Origin of the sequence: Jannaschia sp. 2305UL9-9, from assembly GCF_041403465.1 — a bacterium.
In the GTDB taxonomy this organism is placed as follows: domain Bacteria; phylum Pseudomonadota; class Alphaproteobacteria; order Rhodobacterales; family Rhodobacteraceae; genus Jannaschia.
Genome location: NZ_JBGEHM010000001.1, coordinates 1,554,801 through 1,572,496, shown reverse-complemented (window position 1 = coordinate 1,572,496; position 17,696 = coordinate 1,554,801). Strand labels below are relative to the sequence as shown.

The 17,696-nt window shown below is 65.9% G+C and carries 19 protein-coding genes; 7 read left to right on the top strand and 12 right to left on the bottom strand.

Features of this window, described 5'->3' with window-relative positions; translation table 11 throughout:
- Positions 1–15: 15 nt before the first annotated feature.
- The 5 genes from V6N07_RS07735 to V6N07_RS07715 all read right to left on the bottom strand — a co-directional run bounded on the left by V6N07_RS07735 (position 16) and on the right by V6N07_RS07715 (position 5,161).
- A complete protein-coding gene (locus V6N07_RS07735) occupies positions 16–708 on the bottom strand; it encodes a cytochrome b561 domain-containing protein (protein WP_371155317.1) in 693 nt (230 codons plus the stop codon).
- Positions 709–753: 45 nt separating this feature from the next.
- On the bottom strand, positions 754–1,623 hold the full coding sequence (locus V6N07_RS07730) for a carbohydrate ABC transporter permease (RefSeq protein ID WP_371155315.1): 870 nt from the start codon (positions 1,621–1,623) through the stop codon (positions 754–756).
- A gap of 3 nt (positions 1,624–1,626) precedes the next feature.
- Complete coding sequence (locus V6N07_RS07725; RefSeq protein ID WP_371155313.1) at positions 1,627–2,535, bottom strand: carbohydrate ABC transporter permease; 909 nt, start codon at positions 2,533–2,535, stop codon at positions 1,627–1,629.
- Between the two features lie 204 nt (positions 2,536–2,739).
- A complete protein-coding gene (locus V6N07_RS07720) occupies positions 2,740–4,062 on the bottom strand; it encodes an extracellular solute-binding protein (protein WP_371155311.1) in 1,323 nt (440 codons plus the stop codon).
- A 34-nt stretch (positions 4,063–4,096) separates the two neighbouring features.
- Positions 4,097–5,161 carry an ABC transporter ATP-binding protein gene (locus V6N07_RS07715; protein WP_371155309.1) on the bottom strand — a complete coding sequence of 355 codons (1,065 nt, stop codon included), beginning with the start codon at positions 5,159–5,161 and terminating at the stop codon, positions 4,097–4,099.
- Between the two features lie 125 nt (positions 5,162–5,286).
- On the opposite strand from V6N07_RS07715, the gene V6N07_RS07710 reads away from it, so the two are divergent.
- Both V6N07_RS07710 and parA read left to right on the top strand, forming a co-directional pair.
- A complete protein-coding gene (locus V6N07_RS07710; protein ID WP_371155308.1) occupies positions 5,287–6,306 on the top strand; it encodes a LacI family DNA-binding transcriptional regulator in 1,020 nt (339 codons plus the stop codon).
- 19 nt (positions 6,307–6,325) lie between these two features.
- On the top strand, positions 6,326–7,003 hold the full coding sequence (gene parA / locus V6N07_RS07705) for a ParA family partition ATPase (RefSeq protein ID WP_371155306.1): 678 nt from the start codon (positions 6,326–6,328) through the stop codon (positions 7,001–7,003).
- A gap of 33 nt (positions 7,004–7,036) precedes the next feature.
- Here the strand turns inward: parA and V6N07_RS07700 are convergent, their stop codons facing one another.
- The 3 genes from V6N07_RS07700 to V6N07_RS07690 all read right to left on the bottom strand — a co-directional run bounded on the left by V6N07_RS07700 (position 7,037) and on the right by V6N07_RS07690 (position 11,601).
- Positions 7,037–9,073: a capsular polysaccharide biosynthesis protein gene (locus V6N07_RS07700; RefSeq protein WP_371155304.1), complete on the bottom strand. Its 2,037-nt coding sequence runs from the start codon at positions 9,071–9,073 to the stop codon at positions 7,037–7,039.
- Between the two features lies 1 nt (position 9,074).
- On the bottom strand, positions 9,075–10,214 hold the full coding sequence (locus V6N07_RS07695; protein WP_371155302.1) for a polysaccharide biosynthesis/export family protein: 1,140 nt from the start codon (positions 10,212–10,214) through the stop codon (positions 9,075–9,077).
- A 103-nt stretch (positions 10,215–10,317) separates the two neighbouring features.
- A complete protein-coding gene (locus V6N07_RS07690) occupies positions 10,318–11,601 on the bottom strand; it encodes a capsule biosynthesis protein (protein ID WP_371155301.1) in 1,284 nt (427 codons plus the stop codon).
- A 146-nt stretch (positions 11,602–11,747) separates the two neighbouring features.
- On the opposite strand from V6N07_RS07690, the gene V6N07_RS07685 reads away from it, so the two are divergent.
- Both V6N07_RS07685 and V6N07_RS07680 read left to right on the top strand, forming a co-directional pair.
- Positions 11,748–12,350, top strand: coding sequence for a riboflavin synthase (locus V6N07_RS07685; RefSeq protein ID WP_371155299.1), 603 nt, complete (start codon positions 11,748–11,750; stop codon positions 12,348–12,350).
- A 33-nt stretch (positions 12,351–12,383) separates the two neighbouring features.
- The gene (locus V6N07_RS07680) at positions 12,384–12,641 is read left to right on the top strand and encodes a hypothetical protein (RefSeq protein ID WP_371155298.1); all 258 of its coding nucleotides are present in this window, start codon (positions 12,384–12,386) and stop codon (positions 12,639–12,641) included.
- On the opposite strand, the gene V6N07_RS07675 is transcribed toward V6N07_RS07680, so the two are convergent.
- Positions 12,607–13,353: a DUF1624 domain-containing protein gene (locus tag V6N07_RS07675; protein ID WP_371155296.1), complete on the bottom strand. Its 747-nt coding sequence runs from the start codon at positions 13,351–13,353 to the stop codon at positions 12,607–12,609. The two genes, V6N07_RS07680 and V6N07_RS07675, sit on opposite strands and share 35 nt — an antisense overlap.
- On the bottom strand, positions 13,350–13,865 hold the full coding sequence (locus V6N07_RS07670; RefSeq protein ID WP_371155294.1) for a peptidoglycan-binding protein: 516 nt from the start codon (positions 13,863–13,865) through the stop codon (positions 13,350–13,352). The genes V6N07_RS07675 and V6N07_RS07670 overlap by 4 nt, the downstream gene beginning before the upstream one ends.
- Before the next feature lie 194 nt (positions 13,866–14,059).
- Here V6N07_RS07670 and V6N07_RS07665 point away from each other — a divergent pair, with 194 nt between their 5' ends.
- From V6N07_RS07665 to V6N07_RS07655, 3 genes are read left to right on the top strand one after another with little or no spacing between them, the layout of a single operon-like run.
- Positions 14,060–14,383, top strand: coding sequence for a 2Fe-2S iron-sulfur cluster-binding protein (locus tag V6N07_RS07665; protein ID WP_371155292.1), 324 nt, complete (start codon positions 14,060–14,062; stop codon positions 14,381–14,383).
- Positions 14,380–15,162: an FG-GAP repeat domain-containing protein gene (locus V6N07_RS07660; RefSeq protein WP_371155290.1), complete on the top strand. Its 783-nt coding sequence runs from the start codon at positions 14,380–14,382 to the stop codon at positions 15,160–15,162. Before V6N07_RS07665 ends, V6N07_RS07660 begins: the two co-directional genes overlap by 4 nt.
- Positions 15,150–15,548 carry a hypothetical protein gene (locus tag V6N07_RS07655; RefSeq protein WP_371155288.1) on the top strand — a complete coding sequence of 133 codons (399 nt, stop codon included), beginning with the start codon at positions 15,150–15,152 and terminating at the stop codon, positions 15,546–15,548. Before V6N07_RS07660 ends, V6N07_RS07655 begins: the two co-directional genes overlap by 13 nt.
- A 139-nt stretch (positions 15,549–15,687) precedes the next feature.
- Here V6N07_RS07655 and V6N07_RS07650 read toward each other — a convergent pair whose 3' ends face one another.
- Together V6N07_RS07650 and purD are read right to left on the bottom strand one after the other, a co-directional pair.
- The gene (locus tag V6N07_RS07650) at positions 15,688–16,026 is read right to left on the bottom strand and encodes a hypothetical protein (RefSeq protein WP_371155286.1); all 339 of its coding nucleotides are present in this window, start codon (positions 16,024–16,026) and stop codon (positions 15,688–15,690) included.
- Between the two features lie 369 nt (positions 16,027–16,395).
- Positions 16,396–17,652, bottom strand: coding sequence for a phosphoribosylamine--glycine ligase (purD, locus tag V6N07_RS07645; RefSeq protein WP_371155284.1), 1,257 nt, complete (start codon positions 17,650–17,652; stop codon positions 16,396–16,398).
- Positions 17,653–17,696: the final 44 nt, after the last annotated feature.

The following is a 17,696-nucleotide window of genomic DNA, read 5'->3' as shown; positions in this document are numbered from 1 at the left end:
CTTGCGTCCGGATTCTCAGTCCCGGATCCGCTTGCCTTCCGCGTTGCCGGGGTGGGTCGGATCGGGGCCCCAGATCGCCTCGTAGGTAGAGACGACCATCCCCCGCCGCTGAAACAACACGAAGGCGGCGGCCACGATGCACCACCAAACGGGCAGAACGATCCACATCCAGCGCGGGGCATTCGTCTGCCAAAGGCCCGACAGGACGGCGAGCATCGACAGGATGAGGGCGGCATATCCGCTGGCCTTGTGCATGGCCTCGAAGGCATGTCTGCGGGGCGTCATGTCGTAGTGGTCACCGCGCAGGCTGCGCTTGTCCGTCGGCCCGCCCTTCGATCCGCGAAACGCCCCCGAGGTCGCCTGCAGGATGCCAAGCCAAAGGACGGCCCATCCCAGTGATCGATGCAGCCAGACAGTTGAGGTCAGGGATTCCACCGTGACCGGTCGGCTCAGAACCAGCCATAGGCCGACGGACATCATGCAAAGCGCGCCGATCTGCGCCCCCAGATGCAGGCGCCACCAGACCCGGCTGTCCACCACCTCGGGGTATTTCTGCCGGGGCAGCACCTTGAAGAACCGTGCTGCGACAACGCCCAGCGGCACCAGAAACCCCCAAGCCACGACCATCAGCCGCCCGTGCCAGCTGAGGTGAAAGCCCAGGTCATGGGCGCGGCTGGCATCGATCGGGGTGAACAGCCACTCTAGCACGGGGGTCTCCGGGGGTTGGCGCCGGGCTGGGCGCGGTGGGGGGCGTCAGCCCTTGACGGCACCGGCGGTCATGCCGGTGATGATCTGGCGCGAGGCGACGAGGGTGAACAGGATCGGGGGCACGGCAAGCAGGGTGCCGGTCGCCATGATCACACCCCAGTCGATGTCGTATTCGGTCAGGCTGTTGACGATGGTGACGGGCACGGTGCGCGAAGCGCGGTCGGACAGGGCGTTGGCCAGCAGAAACTCGTTCCACCCGACCCGGAAGGTAAAGATCGCGGCGGCGGCCAGACCCGGCTTGATCAGCGGCAGTACCACGAGGAAAAACGTCCGGAACGGTCCCGCGCCATCCATGCGCGCGGCCTCCTCCAGCTGGATCGGAACCTGCACGATGAAGGACTGCAGGATCCAGATCACGAAGGGCAGGTTCATCGCGACATAGATCAGGATGATCCCCGCGCGTGTCCCGTCGATGCCGAACTGGAACGTCCAGATGCCGAACACTGGCACCAGCAGAACGGCGGGCGGCACCATCCGCACCATCAACGTCGTCAGCGATGTGACCCCCCGCCCCATGAACCGGAACCGCACCAGCGCATAGGCCGCCATGCACCCCAGGATCAGGGTGATCGCCGTCGACACCAGCGATATGATCAGCGAGTTGATCAGCGCCCGCCCGAAGGTCTTGTCGCAGCGGCGGACATGCTCCGGCTCATACCAGAGGAAATCGCACAGCGCGGTCTCGTAATTACTGATCGTCGGCATGAACAGCAACGACGCCGTGGGCGAGGTGATCTGCACGTTCAGCTTGAACGAATTGGCGATCATCAACACGATCGGCCCGAGCGCCATGAAGATCAGCACGACCAGCAGGGCATAGAATGCGGGGTTCTGGCGGGTGGTTGGAGCGGCCATGTCCTAGTCCTCCGCCGCTTGGCGGATGCGCGCCGCGCGGGCTTCCTGCAACTTGGTGTAGGCGAACATCAGGACCGTCAGGATCAGCAGCAGGATCAGGAGCAGGTTCGACATCGCGGCGGCATATCCCAACTCCCGGAACTCGCTGGCCGTGCGCGAAATCCGCAGGGCAAGGATCTCGGTCGACAGGCCCGGCCCGCCGTTGGTCATCACCAGGATGACTTCCAGCACCTTGAAGGCGTCGATCACCCGCAGCAGGGCTGTCACGATCAGTACTGGCAGCATGAGGGGCAACTTGATGTGCCAGATCAGCTGCCACCCCGTCGCGCCGTCGATCCGCGCGGCCTCCATCGCCGACCGTGGCAGGGACTGCAAAGCGGCCAATGACAGGATGAAGATGAAGGGCGTCCACTGCCAGATGTCGGCGATCACGATCGATGCGAATGCCCAGTTTCCGTCCGACAGCCATGGGACGGAAGGCAGGCCGATACTGTCGAGGAACCGGTTAAACGTGCCGACGGTCGGGTGATACATGTAGCGCCAGATCAGGCCGACCACGATGGGGGCGACCATCATCGGCAGGATGAACACCGTGCGCAGCAGGGTCATGCCCCGCAGTTCCCGATCCAGCAGAAGGGCCAGACCGACACCCAGAACCATCTCGATGCTGACCACCACGGTGGCAAACTTCAAGGTGACCCAGAAGCTCTCGATAAACGCCGCGTCCGACAGAAGGCCCGCGTAATTGCGCAGGCCGACCCAATCCGCCTCGCCGATGCGCTGGGACGGGTTCCAGTCGAGGAACGAGGCATAGATCATGTAGCCGATGGGGTAGAGCAGGGCGACCGCCATCACCAACGCCGCGGGGGCGAGGAACAGGTAGGGGGTCAATCTGTTCGCATTGGCGAGCATGGAGGTGGTTCCTCGAATACGGTCGGGCCCTTGGAAAACGGCGGGCCTCTGTCTTCCTCTGGCGAAGGATACTTCTGCCGGGGGCACTGGGCGGGGGCGGGCTCGATGCCCGTCCCCGTCCGCAATCCGGGCGCGCCGGTCACACCGGCGCGCAAGACCTTGTATCAGACGCGCCCCGAACTCCGGGACGCGCCTGTCGCGGGCCTATTGCCAGGCATAGTAGCCGGCCTCTTCCATCGTGGCGCGTGTCCGCTCCGCCACGCCATCGAGGGCTTCCTGAATATCCAGCCCCTCGGTCAGGACCTGGCTCATGGTCGTGCCGATATCGGCGTTGATCGAGCCCCATGTCGGAATGATCGGGCGCCAGTCGGGGTCCGCGAATTCCAGCGCCTCACCGAAGGTCGCGGAATAGGGAAACTTCTCGTTCAGCTCCGCATTCTGATAGGTCGAGAAGCGGGACGGGTTGCCCCCCTCCATCGCCACGGCCAGATCGCCCTCCTTCGAGGTCAGCCACTGCATCAGCAGGAACGCCGCCTCCTTGTTCTGTGCGTTCTTCGGAATGGCCAGTCCAAAGCCACCGGTCTGCGACCCGCGCCGCACGCCCATTGGATGCATGGCGTATCCGACGTTGCCCGCGACGGTCGACTGGGTCGGGTCCTCGAACCCGGCGGCAAAGGCGATGCTGTCCATGAACATGGCGGCCTGACCCTGCTTGAACGCCGCAGCCGCCTCGGCGGGGCCGAAGGTCGTGCCGCCCTCGGGGCCGCAATCGACGATGGTCTTCAGGGCCTCCGCTGCCGCGACACCGGCCTCGTTGTTGATGATCGGTTCCCAGTTGTCATCGAATACGCGGCCGCCAAGGGGCGCGAGGTGCAGCAGGAACGCATGGCTGGCCTGATGGCCGGACGCCGCGCGGGACGCCATGCCCCCCATGCCGGGCTCCAGCTCGGGGATCTGACAGGCGATTTCAAGCAGCTCGTCGTAGGTTTCCGGCGCCTCGATCCCGTGCTTCTCGAAGATGTCCTTGCGGTACGCGAGCACGCTGGTTTCCGACCCGAAGGGCACGCCGAAGGCCGAGCCCAACTGTCCGGGCAGATAGCCCTTGGCCCCGCCCGCCACGCCGATGTTCTGCACATAGCCGTCGATCAGGTCCGACTGGTCGTAGGCCGGGTTGGCCAGCGCCGGGTTCATGAAATAGCGCGCGAGGTTCTCCAGCTGATCGGCATAAACGTAGTCGGCCTTGGAAAAGACGACATAGGCGATCAGGTCGTAGTCTCCCTCGTCCTTTGTCAGCTCCAGTGTCTGACGCTCCCGCATGCGCAGGTATTGCAGCTGGTCGACCTCGACCTCGATCCCCGTTTCTTCGGTGAACTGGTCCAGCACGTTGATCGCCGCATCGTAATGCGGATGCGCGGGGAAGTTCACGACCAGCGTCGTGCCTTCATAGGGGGCGTAGGGGTTCGCGGCGGCGGCGCCCGCGATCAGCGTGGCGATGGCCGCGCCCGTGAACTTCCATTTGGTCAGCATTGTAGATCCCTCCCTGGGTGCTGTGTTTGTGGGCTCAGAGGCGTGCGCCGCTGGCCTTGTCGAAAAGCATGATGTCGTTGGTCAGCACGCCGAAACGGCGCGCCTCGCCTGACGGAATGCGGTCGGAACTTGCGATCTCCGCCAGCACATCCGTCTTGCCGCAGCGGGTCACCAGAACCGATTGCGCGCCGAGGTATTCCGATACGATCACCCGCAACTGAATGTCCGATCCGCCTTCCATCACGATGGACGATGGGCGGATGCCGACCTCCACGTCGCGCCCGGCGGCTTTCTCGGCGCGGCGGGCCAACTCGGGGGGCAGCGGCAGGTCGAAGCCGGCGCCTGCCACGCGGTCGCCCGTGATCTGTCCCATCAAAAAGTTCATCGTGGGTGACCCGATGAAGCCCGCGACAAACCGGTTCACCGGGTTCGCGAACAGGTCCTCGGCCGATCCCTGCTGCTGGATGACGCCCGCATTCATCACGACGATGCGGTCGCCGAGGGTCATCGCCTCGACCTGATCATGGGTGACGTAGACCATGTTCTTGTCGATCGTGTCGCGCATCTCGGCCAGTTCGGTGCGCATCTTGGCGCGCAGCTTGGCGTCGAGGTTCGACAACGGCTCATCGAACAGGAAGGTCGAGGCATCGCGCACCAGCGCGCGGCCCATGGCGACCCGTTGACGCTGTCCGCCGGACAGCTCTGCGGGCTTGCGATCCAGCAGGTGGCCGATGTTCAACATCTCGGCGACGCGCTTCACCTCGCTGTCGATCTCGGCCTTCGGGCGCCGGGCCAGCCGCATGGCAAAGGACATGTTCCGCGCGATGTTCATATGCGGGTAGAGGGCGTAATCCTGAAACACCATCGCGATGTCCCGTTCCTTCGGCTCCAACCCGCCGATGGGGCGATCGTCGAAATAGATTTCGCCCCCCGACAGGGTTTCCAGCCCGGCAAGCAGGCGCAGGGTCGTCGATTTGCCACAGCCCGAGGGGCCGACCAGAACCGTGAACTCCCCGTCGTTCAGCGTCAGGTCCAGGGGCGGCAGAACGCGCACGTCGCCGTAGGACTTCTCCACCTTGTCGAATGCAATGCGGGGCAACGTGGACCTCCCAACCTCGGTGCTGTGTCATCCTTTCCTGTGGACGACCACTTGGGAAGATGGCACGTTCGACCAACGGCGTTAACGTTAACGTTGGCATCAAGCCACTTTCATCCAGAGGAGCTATGCCGCGCACCCGGTCCGTCAACCGAACCAGCATCCAGGATGTGGCCGCCGCGGGCGGCGTGTCCCTGATGACCGTTTCCCGATCCCTGCGCGGCGTCGATGGCGTGTCGGAGGCGACACGCTCGCGTATCGTGGCCCTCGCGGCCGAGATGAACTATGTCCCCTCGTCCAGTGCGCGCGCCCTGTCGGGGTTGAACGCGAACCTGATCGGCATTTCGTTTCCAACCCTTTTCAACGACGTCTTTCCCGACATCCTAGAAGGCATGCGCCGGATCTTCGACGAAGCCGGCTATTCGTCGGTGATGGACACGACCGATTACGACAGGATGCGCGAACTGGCTTGGGCGGATCGGTTCCTGTCGTGGCGTCCGGCTGCGGTGATCCTGACCGGCGTAGACCATGACGACAGGTTGCGCAGGCGCCTGACGGCCAGCGCCGTGCCCACGCTGGAAATCTGGGATGTGACTCAGACGCCGATCGACATCTGCGTCGGTATCGACCATCGCGCCGGTGGGCTGGAACTGGGGCGCAGGATCGCGGCCCTCGGCTATCGCAGGCCGGCCTATGTCGGCGCCCCCGCGGGCCTTGATCCGCGGGCGGACCAACGCTTCGACGGCGTGGCCGAGGCGTTCCGGGATGTCGGCGGCACGGCCCCCACGCGCGTCGCAGGTGTTGGCGGCAACAGTTTCGTGGTCGGCGCGGAAGGTTTCGGCCGGATCGACCTGCGGACGCCGCCGGACGTGGTGTTCTTCCTGACCGACAACATGGCCTTCGGCGGGATGATGGCGGCGCAGAAGGCAGGTTTGCGTGTGCCCGAGGATATCGGGATCGTCGGTTTCAACGGATTGGACCTGACCACCGTCCTGCCGCGCCCGATCACCACGATGACTTCGCCGCGCCGTCAGATCGGCCTGACGGGTGCGCGGCACCTTCTGGCACGTCTGCACGGGGTATCACCGCCCAAAATTACCCGCCTCCCGTGCGAGTTCGTCCCGGGATCGACTGTCAGGGCGCAATGAACATTGACCTTTGCGCCCGATGCGCGACACTGCCGCAGCGCAGAAACAGGAGGCGCCCATGGCCACGGTCCTGACATTCGCCCAGCAGAAAGGCGGATCCGGCAAGACGACGCTTTGCGCGCATTTCGCGGTAGAGCTTGCCGCGCGCGGTCTGCGCGTCGCCCTTCTCGACAGTGATCCGCAGGGATCGCTCGGCCGCTGGTTCATGACCCGGTTCGACCGCGACTCCGGTCTCAAGGGGGATCTGACGTTTTCCACCGCATCCGCGTGGGGCGTCAGCTACGAGGCGTCGAAATATCGCGACAGCCACGATTTCGTCCTGATCGACACGCCGCCCAAGATCGACAGCGACCTGCGCCCCGCCCTCAAGGTGTCGGACATGATTATCGTGCCCGTCACGGCCAGTCAGGTCGATCTCTGGGCGACGGAAGGCGTTCTGGAAATGGCCGCCCGCGAAGGCAAGCGTCCCCTGGCGGTGCTGAACCGCGCACGGTCCGGCACGAAACTCACGCAATCGGTCAAGGCTGCGCTGTCCGAGTTGGAGGCCGACCCGGCCGAGGCGGTCATCGCGAACCGCGTGGCTTATGCCGAGGCGCTGGGAGTTGGCCTGGGTGTGGCCGAGTTGAGCGGTGCAGGCGTCGCCGCGCAGGAGATCGCGGCCCTCGCGGACGAAGTCCTCGGCCTGTTGGACATCTGACGGCGGCCCCCACCCAAGGTGGCCTTGCCCCTTCTAACGCCAGATCCAGCTGTGATTTGCCAGCGCACCTTGCGCCTTTGCCAGCAGGCGGTTGCCCGGGCCGGGCCTTGGCCAAGGCCCGTGGGCCAGCCGATGCACAGCCGTTTCCGGAGGGCAGCTTTGGCCGATGACGGGGTCGAAATACCGCGGGTATTCGATCAGGGCAGCATGAACCAGCGCATCCAGCGTGGGGCGCGCGGCCTGCCTGCGTGCCGGGATGCGGCCCAGGTCGCGGGTCAGGCCCCATCCGGCATAGAACGGGGCGCCCAATGTCGTGACCGGGGTATCGCGCAGCAACGCCTCGAACCCCAGAAGCGAGGTCAGCGTCCAGACAGCCGAGGCGCGGCCGATCAGCGTCAGGGGATCCGCGTCGCTTGCGACGAGGTCCGCGTCCGGGGCCTCGATGGCCCCGTCGCGGAGGCCCGCTTCGACATCCGGGTGGGGTTTGTAGACGATGAACGCGTCCGGGTTGGCTGCGCGGGCGGCGCGCAGCAGCCCGGCGTTGTCGGGCACATCCGACGTGCCCAGCCGGATGGAGGCATCGTCGGAAACCTGTCCCGGAACCAGAAGGACCGGGCCATCCGGCAGGTCCGGCATGCCACCGGACAAATTGTATTTCGTGACCTTCGCCGCAACGACGGCCGCCCGCAGGGCCCGGGCCCGCGCCAGCCGTTCCGGGGGCAGGGCGGCGGCACGGATCACCGCATCCTCGAGGTCCGACCGTCGGGTCGGGTCGTAGTAGATGCCCTGTCGGTCGAGGACGAGGGACAGGGGGGGAACAAGCTGCGCGCCGAGGCCGCGGGATCGCAGGAAACCATCCTCCACCCGCGCGGTGATCTTCGATGCCGTGCCCGGGGCGGGCTTCCGGTCGCCATGGGTGATCACACCGACGTCTTGCCCCAATGCGTGCTGCGACGCGACATGGCCGGTCCCCCATGTCAGGTGCCGGGGGCCCGGCGTCTCGGTGTAGGTTACGCGGCCTGACAGAAAGCGTTGCACGGGCCGTCGTTTCCACAGACGAAAGCCTGACGCCGTCCACCCATCGGCATCTTCGCGCCACGCGCGGGCCCGCGCCTGCAGGATGCGAACGACATCGATCGGGTCGCAAAGGCAATCACGGTGGGGGTCGTACCATTTCGGATACAGCACCATCATGGCGGCGAACAGCTGGGCGCGCGTCAGGCGGCGCTGGCGTCGGGCCAGAGGCGCGCGCGCGTCGTCGAGACCCCAGCCGGACCATGCCGGTTGGCCGAACGTCACGGGCCGGTGGCCGTGCAGGATCGCCTCCCACCCCATTTGGCTGCTGACCGCATAGACGGCGGTCGCCCCCGCCAACAGAACCGCAGGGGGCAGGGCGCGTATCTCCAGCGTGGCGCCGTGGGTGGCGTCGGCCTCCGAATAATGACCCTGCCGAAGTCCCCGGGCCGTTTCGGGATGGGTCTTGATGAGGATACGGCTGCCCGGATTTTCCTCGCGCGCCAGCATCAGCATTTCGCGGAAGGTCGTCTCGGACGCGCCGCCGTGCCGGATCGAGGCATCTCCCCGCGTCTGATCGACGACAAGGACATAACCCGGCGCAGGCGGTTCGAGGTCGGTGCGGGTCGCGGCGTATTTCGTGACACCGCTGTGGCGCATCTCCTCCATCGCGGCGCGCGCGCGGGTCATCAGGTCGCCGTCGTCGAACGGATGCGTCGCGAGCAAGGTTTCCAGATCAGAGGGCCGTGCGCTGTCGAAATGGGCGCCTTTCCGGTCGATCAGCAGGCCAAGGGTCGCCCCGCCCGCCCGACCGGGATGAAGAGAGCGCAGGAACGCGTCCTCGAACCGCAGGATCGGGGCGCGCGTGCGCGCGGACAGCCATGCGGCGCGTGTGGCGGACGGGCCGTCCATGCCCCATGCTGCGACGTGATCGCCCGCACGGGGCAAGCCGGGTCTCAGGTCGACCCCGGCCAGCCATGCGATCCTGCGAATGCGGTTGGACAGGAAACCGCCAGAGACGAAGCGGGCGGTGATCCGCCCGCCGTCGTCGGTCACGTCACTCGATCCCGAGGGTCGCCGTCGCACCGCTCAGAGAGCCGAGAGACCCGAACAGCGCCGCGACGGACCGGTTCCACGCCACGATCGGCGCCTCGGTCACATAGACGGTATCGCCCGAACGGATGATGAAATCACGGGCGTTGAACATGCCGTTCGGCTCCGTCAGGTCCAGAACATAGACCAGCCGCTGCGTGCCGATCAGGTCATCGCGGCCCAGCACCGCCTTGGCGATCGGTTCGGGTTCGTTGCGGAACACGAAGACGCCCGTGGGGTTTGCAAGGGTCGCGTTCAGGCCGCCGACCTGGGCCAGAGCCTCGATTGCCGAGATGATCTCCGACTCGAACTCCAACCGCGTCTGCGTGCCGGTCGCACCCAGCACGGTAAAGGTGCGGCTGTCCTGTTCGATGAAGATGCGGTCGCCGTCGCGCAGCGCGATATCGAGCTGCGGGTTGCGATAGAGGTCCTGAAGATAGGCGGTTTCGGTGCGGTTGCCCCGGCTGACCGACACAAGCGCCACCTCGGTCGGGATCGACACGCCGCCCGCCGCCGCGATCATCGCGGTCAGGGTGCGGGTGGGCCGTTCGATGGGATAGACGCCTTGCGCGCTTGCGCCACCGACGACGGACACGGTGGCACCGTCACCGGCGAGGCGGCGGACGAGGACCTGCGGGTCAGGGGTCTGTTCGTCCAGACGGGCGGTGATGATCCGCCGCAGGGCCTCGGGCGTGTTGCCCGCCGCACGGATGCGGCCCGCGTAGGGAATGAAGATCATCCCCGAGGCATCGACCTGCACCTCGTCGATCAGGCTGGCCGAGGCGCCGGTGTTGGTCAGCAGGCCGTCCTCGACGTTCTCGTAGATGATCAGGCCCAGCGTATCGCCGGGGCGGATGGTGTCCGCGCCGATCGGGTTGGCGTTGCGGAACGCCGAGGAAAAACCCAAGGCCTCGGTCACGGCGGTGGCCGCGGTGACGCGATCGTTGACCGAAACGATGAACGCGTCGCCTTCCTTCAGGACGGAGCCTGCAAAGATCTCGCGTTTGTTGGGACCCGACCGGGGGAGGGTGGCGCAGGAGGCCACCACCGTCACGGCCAGAAACAAGGCGATTGCTTTCGCCCCCCTGCTTGGCTGAATGCTCACGTGTTGCCCTTTCGCTCTGCCTTCGGTGCCGCGTATCGCGGGGGTTGTCCCCCGTCTGCCGATGGTTGCCCATCGCACGGCGTTGATTGTCTTTTACAGTATCCTAACCGGACACCAATTTCAAATTCTGCCTCGGGGCCAGGTTGCCGGACCGAAGGCGGTCATAGGGGTCGAGGTCGGACAGCATCATATCGACGACCTGCCGCAACAACTGCCGTCGACCGCGCGACGAATAGAAGCCGCCCGCAACCTGACTGGTTTCCAGAAGGTAGTGGCGATAATCGCGGTAGGCCCGGCTGTCGGGCCGCTGCGGGTTGGCGAAGAACGCCTCGATCGGCTGGTCGCTGACGAACTCCGGCTTGGAATAGACGGACCGGCCCAGCGCCTTCAGCGGCAGACCGCGCCAGAGCGCCTGTTGCGCCGCAGTCGAATTGACGGTGATCGCGCTGCGCGCTTCGTTCATCAGGCCGGCGAGCTTGCCGCCGCGCAGATAATGCACCCGTCCCTCGAGCCCGTGTTCCGCGACCAGTCGCTTGATGGTGGCCTTGATCGGGGCGCGACCGTCTTCGAGGGGGTGCGCCTTGAGCACGAGGTGGTGATGCGTCGGCGCGCCCTTGGCGAACCCTTCGACGACGACCTCGAGGAATTCCGTCATGCAGGTAAAAGGCGAATGCTGCCGAAAGCTGGCATCATGGGCCAGTTGCATCAAACACAGGTGATACGGAAAGCCGCCGTGGGTGATGCGATGGGTGGCGATACGCCGTTCCAGCGCCGTCAGCGGCATCGTCACCAGTCGGCGCAGATACAGCCGGAACTCATGCAGGACCGTGACGTCGCGGTGGGGGCGATAGTTCCCGTAGGCTCCGGGTCGCGACAGCACGAACCAGTGATACAGCATTCCGTAGAAGACGTGATGCCGCATGTCGCCCCAATGGGCGGGCGCATCCGGCAGTTCGAGGTCAAGCTCTTCCAGCTCGGCCTGCATTTCCGCGACAGGCTTGTCCATCAGGCGCGAGTTGCCGTTTGATCCGCCGCGCTCGTAGCTGGTCCACCATGGCCGCAGATAGCCTTCTTCGAAAACATGGACGGTGATGTTGCGGGCATTGGCGATCTTGATCGCCTGCGCATGGATCGGACGGGTATCGCCATAGAGGACAAGATCCGTGATGCCCTTGTCCGTCATCAGCGCGGCACAGGTCGCGGGCCAGTCGTCGGCGGGCTTCTGATACGGAATGTAGCTGTCGCGGTCGAACCAGAAGGCATCGTCGCCCCGGTTGAAGCCGACGCGCCATGTCTCGCATCCCGCTGCCCGGAGAAGCCCTCCGAGGCGGTGGAAGAAGGGCCCGTGCGGCCCTTGCAGAAACAGGAATCGGCGCGTTGGGCGCATGTCACCCTCCGGGTATGATTGTTCCCGGTATGGAAACGCGGCAGGGCAAGGGAAAGGCTGCTTTGTGTCACGAATGCGGCACTTGCAGGGGGGGATGTGGCGCTTTAGCTGCAGGTATCGGCAACGACAGCAGCAAGGGGCCGGCAATGTTCACCGGAATCATCACTGACATCGGCATCATCCGTGACCTTGATCGGCGCGGCGACCTGCGCGTGCGCATCGGCACCGCCTATGATCCGCAGGGTATCGACATCGGGGCAAGCATCGCCTGCGATGGCTGTTGCCTGACGGCGGTGGATCGCGGCACGGATGGCGACGGCGGCTGGTTCGACGTGGATGTCAGCGCAGAAAGCCTCGATGTCACCGCATTGGGGCGCTGGGCCGTCGGTGGCCGGATCAATCTGGAACGGTCGCTGCGTGTCGGGGACGAACTTGGCGGGCATATCGTGTCTGGTCACGTCGATGGCGTGGCGCGCATCCTGTCGATCACGCCGGAGGGCGACTCGCAGCGGTTCACATTCGAGGCGCCCGCCGCCCTGGCGAGGTTCATCGCCCCCAAGGGGTCGGTCGCGTTGAACGGCACGTCGCTGACCGTCAACGCCGTCGACGGGGCGCGGTTCGGCGTCAACATGATCCCCCACACCCAGGAGGTGACGACCTGGGGCGATGCCGCGGTCGGTGATCCCGTCAATCTGGAGATTGATACCTTGGCCCGCTACGTCGCACGTCTGGCCGAGACGAGCGCCTGAGGCCATCCCTTGCCGCCGCGCGCGCAAACGGCCGTGTCCAGACCGACGATCACCTCCATCGAAGATGCCTTCGGTGATCGCTGCGTCGATCTGATCCTTCGGGAGGGGGCGTGGTCTTGGGTCGAATGTCGGCGCGACCCCGAGGATGCGCATGGCTGGCGACACCTGCACCCGCCCCGCGCGGGGTTTGCCGACCGGCAGGCGGCCCTCGACGATGCGTGCGGTGCCGTCGGCTGGCTGGCGTCAATTCTGGCCGCTAGACGTGGCCCCACAGCCAGGCGCCAGCCGTGATAAGCGCAATCAGCACCGGCTGATGCACCAGATAGATCAGCAGCGAATGCTGACCGGGGCGTGCGACCGCGAGGTGCCAGGGACGCTTGGGCGCAGGCCAGTGGGTCAGCCAGGTCCAGACACCTGTCGCCGTTCCCAGCCGCCCCGCCGCGACGCCCAGCAGCATGGGGGCAAGCCACGGGATCAGAGGTTCGTAATCCATCATCGGCGGCGTAACGGTGCCCAGCCCGGTCCAGATCCAGGTCGGCGCATCGAAAGCCCCCGATGACAGGCTGGGCCCGAACCACAGGATGGCGCCGGCACAGATCGCGGTGATCCACCACGGCAGGCGCAGGAACGCCAAGCTGACCACTGACGACAGCGCGATGGAATGCAGGATACCGAAGCGCACCCAGATCGTGGGCATCGCCACCCATGTCACCAGCGACACGCCCGCGGCGGCGGCGACGAGCCAGCCCAGTCGTCCGAGAAAACCGCGCCACCGGATCCCGCGCCCATGCGCCAGCCACAAAGACAGACCGGCGAGGAACAGGAAGCTGCCCGCGATGGCGCGCGCCGAGATATCCCACCAGCCGCCAAAGGTGGTGCCCGGCGGAACGAGGCCCAACACCTCGAAATCCCGTCCGAAATGAAAGATCGCCATCGCCAGCAGGGCTGCGGTGCGCGCCCAGTCCACGACGATCAGGCGCGGGCGTGCAGCGGGCGACGTCATCCGTCCCGGCCCAGTTCCACAAGGCCCAGCGATTGGGCGGACGGCGTGGAAAGGGTGCCGCTCTCCAGCCCGCGGCTCGATTGGTAGGCCTGCACCGCCTTGCGCGTCGGCACGTCATAGAAGCCGTTGATATCCCCGGTATAAAGGCCCCGGACCTTCAACGCGCGCTGGATCTGTGACACGAAATCCGGGTCGCGGTCCCGCAGGGCGCAGGGCGTCTGGAACCAGTTCTCGCCACGCGGGGTGACAATTCGCGTCGAGGTCACGGTCCGGAATCGCGCCGGGGCCAGAATGGTGCCGTCCTCGGCCAGGGTTTCGGGCGCCTCCTGGATCTGGCTCGTGACTGTTTCCAGCACGGCAGGCGTGATGCCACGGGCATAGCAGGCACCCGGCAGCGGATCCTCGGGCCCGAAGTTGCGCCGCACCTCCTGAACGGACGCGCCGGTGCAGGCCGCAAGCGCCATGGACGCCAGCGACAGGCCAAGACCCGTTCGAAGAAAATGTCTGCCCATCAGCCTCTCGATGCCGGCCGTGCCGGGGTTTCCCGACCATCGCCTGTTCGCGGGCACCCTAGCGAAGCTGTCGTCCGGCTCAATCGCCACCGTGACATCCGCGCACGGGGGGCGGGGATCGGCCCGCGGACCGTTGCACAGAGGCAACCCGGAGGCTAATCCGAATCCCGACCAATCCGCGATGGAGACGAGAAATGGCCAAGATCACCTATATCGAACATGGCGGCAAAGAGCATGTCGTCGATGTGCCCACGGGCCTGACCGTCATGGAAGGCGCGCGGGACAACAACATTCCGGGCATCGAGGCCGATTGCGGCGGGGCCTGCGCCTGTTCCACCTGCCATGTCTATGTCGCGCCCGAATGGACCGACAAGCTGCCAGCCAAGGACGCGATGGAGGAGGACATGCTCGACTTCGCCTTTCAGCCAGACGCCGAGCGGTCGCGCCTGACCTGTCAGCTGAAGGTGACGGATGCGCTGGATGGTCTGGTCGTCCAGATGCCGGAAAAACAGATATGATCCTGCGCGTCGCCTGTGCCTGTCTGGTGCTGGCGGCGCCCGCCGCGGCCTGTTCCGCCCCGCCATGGGCGGACGCGGTCGAAGGGTCCCGCGTTCAAACGGCAATCGGATCGCCCGATGGCATCTCCCATGCGTGGTATGCCGATCTGACGGATGTCTACGACCACGCCATACTTGGCGACGCATTGGAGCCAACCGTCCTGCATGTCTGGGGGGCTTCGACAATCGATACCTGCGGTGCATCGATTGCCGCCGGTCGGGGGCACGTCTTCGAGGATATCGCACCGCGCCTCGTCGATCTGACCGGTGACGGTCTACCCGAAGTGATCGCCATTCGCACCAGCGTGACCGAGGGCGGTCAGCTTGCGATCTACGGCGTCGACGCAGACGGTCTGACGCTCTTGGCCACGACTCCGTACATCGGGCGCAGCCGCCGTTGGCTCGCCCCTGCGGCGGTTGCCGATCTGGACGACGACGGGCGGGTCGAGGTCGCCTATGTCGACCGTCCCCATCTGGCCAAGGTCCTGCGCATCTGGCGATTCGACACCGATGCCTTGACCGAGGTCGCCGCGATCAGCGGCGTGACCAATCATCGGATCGGAGAGGACTTCATCTCCGGCGGCCTGCGTGTCTGTGACGGGGCCCCCGAGATCATCGTCGCCTCGGCCGATTGGCAACGGATGATGGCCCTGACCTTCGATGGCGTGACAATCGACGCGGTGGATATCGGACCATGGAGCCCCGCCCGAGCCGAGGCCGCGCTGGCATGCGCAGACTGATCCTCGCAGGACTGTTCGGGGCGCTTGGCGGCGTGGTGCAGGCAGAGACGCCGTTGACACCCGATGCGCTGCTCGATCGTCTTGTCGGTGGTGCGGCAACCTTCACCAACCCCACGAGCGGTCGTCTGCTAGGAATGGAGTTCTTTCCAAGCCGGCAGCGCAGCTTCTGGCAAGGTCAGGATGGGGAATGCAGCTGGGGCGATGTCACGGTCGACGAGACGACGATCTGTTTCCGGTATGACGAGGCGCCTGACCGCCTGCATTGCTGGTTGCCTTTCACGGACGGCGACCAGATTGCCTATCGGTCCGTCGATACGGGCGAGGTGCAGACGATCGCGCCACGGCGACAGGTTGATTTTGCCTGCACTGACGACCTGACCTCGTAACAAAAACCCCCGGCGCGCATTTCTGCGGGCCGGGGGTTTGTCGCGCGGGTCTTTGGCGGGGGGAGGAGCCGCGTCAGGCCTGCGCGGGGAACGGCATCAGGGCGGGGGGGAGGACCCCGATGCCGGTCCTGTCAGGTGATCACTCGTCGTCCTGGCTCTCGGCGTCGATGCGGGCGAAGATGTCGGCACCGTAGGCCGCGTTCGCCTCCACGACGGTCGCGCCGTTCAGGCCGCGCAGGTCGTTGTTCGAATCGTAGTCGGCGTTGAAATGGGTGAAGGCCTCGCCTACCGCGCCGCTACGGGTGGAGACGGTGACGCCGTCGAACTCGGCCGCGCCGATGGCGACCTGCTGATTGTTGGAATCGATGTCCTGATTGAAGTGCGCGGCGGCGGCGGCGGCACCGGCGCCAACCTGGGCGGATGCGGCACCGGTCAGGGCGGCGGAGGCGATCAGGGCGGAGATGAGGAGCGTTTTCATGGGTCGTGTCCTTTGTGTGCGGCGCCGCGCGGTTCGGCGGCTGGCCTTGTGGGTTCGATGCGGCGGGGCGGTGTGCCCTGCTGATGGACAGGAGATGTCACTTCGAACGCTGCGCTTCAATGAACGAAGCCGTGATGCGTTCGGGATAAGCGCGCGCATATGCACACCACATCCGCCGGCCCGCACCGCCCTCACATCCCCGCGACGCCACCTCACGCGGGCGTGAAAACGGGCGGGAAACTGAAATGAAGAGGGGGTGTGAACAGGGGAACAGTCTTGAGGGTGTTGTTTAGGCGACGTGTCGTCGCAAAGAAAAAAGAGGGGACTTTCGCCCCCTCCCCTGTGTGAACACCTAACGCTTGGTCAATACTACAGCGCGCGCCAACCGATATCGCGGCGGCAGAAACCGTCGGACCAGTCGACCGCATCGACCATGGCATAGGCCTCGGCATGCGCGGCAGCCAGCGTATCGCCCCGCGCCGTCACGCCGAGAACCCGGCCCCCGGCGGCGACGATCCGGCCATCTGCCTCGGCGGTGCCGGCGTGAAACACCATGCGGCGGCTGTCACGCGGCAAACCGTCAAGCCCCCCGATCTCCGTTCCCTTGGCGTAGGCACCGGGATACCCCTTGGCCGCCATCACGACGCAAAGCGCATGATCCGCAGCCCAATGGACCTGTGCAGTGTCCAATCGTCCCTCGGCACAGGCCAGCAACAGGTCCAGCACCTGCCCCCCGAGACGCATCATCAGGCATTGGCATTCCGGATCGCCGAACCGCACGTTGTATTCCACCAGACTGGGCGCACCATCGTCGATCATCAGGCCGACGAACAGGACGCCCTGGAACGGAGTGCCGCGCCGGGCCATTTCCGCCATCGTCGGGCGCACGATCTGCGACAGGGCACGCTCCTCGACCTGCGGGGTCATGACGGGGGCGGGCGAATAGGCCCCCATGCCACCGGTATTGGGCCCCTGATCGCCGTCACCGACCCGCTTGTGGTCCTGCGCGGTGCCGAGGGGCAGGACCGTCTCGCCGTCCACAAGACAGAAGAAGGAGGCTTCCTCGCCGGACAGGAAGGCTTCGATGACCACTTCGGCGCGTCCGTGGGTGCCGTCGAAGATATCCTCCAGCGCGGCCTCGGCGTCGGCGCGGGTTTCGGCGACGGTGACGCCTTTGCCCGCGGCAAGACCATCGGCCTTGATCACGATGGGCAACGGCTGTTCACGCAGGTAGGCGCGCGCGGCGGCCACGTCGTCAAACCGGCCATAGGCCGCGGTCGGTGCGCCCACGGCGGCGCAAACCTCCTTCGTGAAGGATTTCGACGCTTCGAGGCGCGCCGCCTCGGCCGAAGGGCCGAACACCATGATACCGGCGTCCCGCAGGGCGTCGGCGACGCCTGCGGCAAGGGGGGCCTCTGGCCCGACGATGGCGAAATCGATGCTTTCGTCACAGGCAAAGGCGGCCACGGCGGCCCCGTCCAGAATGTCGAGATCCGCGCATTCCGCGATCTGCGCGATGCCTGCGTTGCCGGGGGCCACGATCAGGCGGTCGCATTTGGGGTTCTGCAGGACGGCCCAGGCGATGGCATGTTCGCGTCCACCCGATCCGAGGATGAGGATATTCATGGCGGTGCCCCCCTGTGACCTTGTGCCGGGGCGGTTTAGGCGGC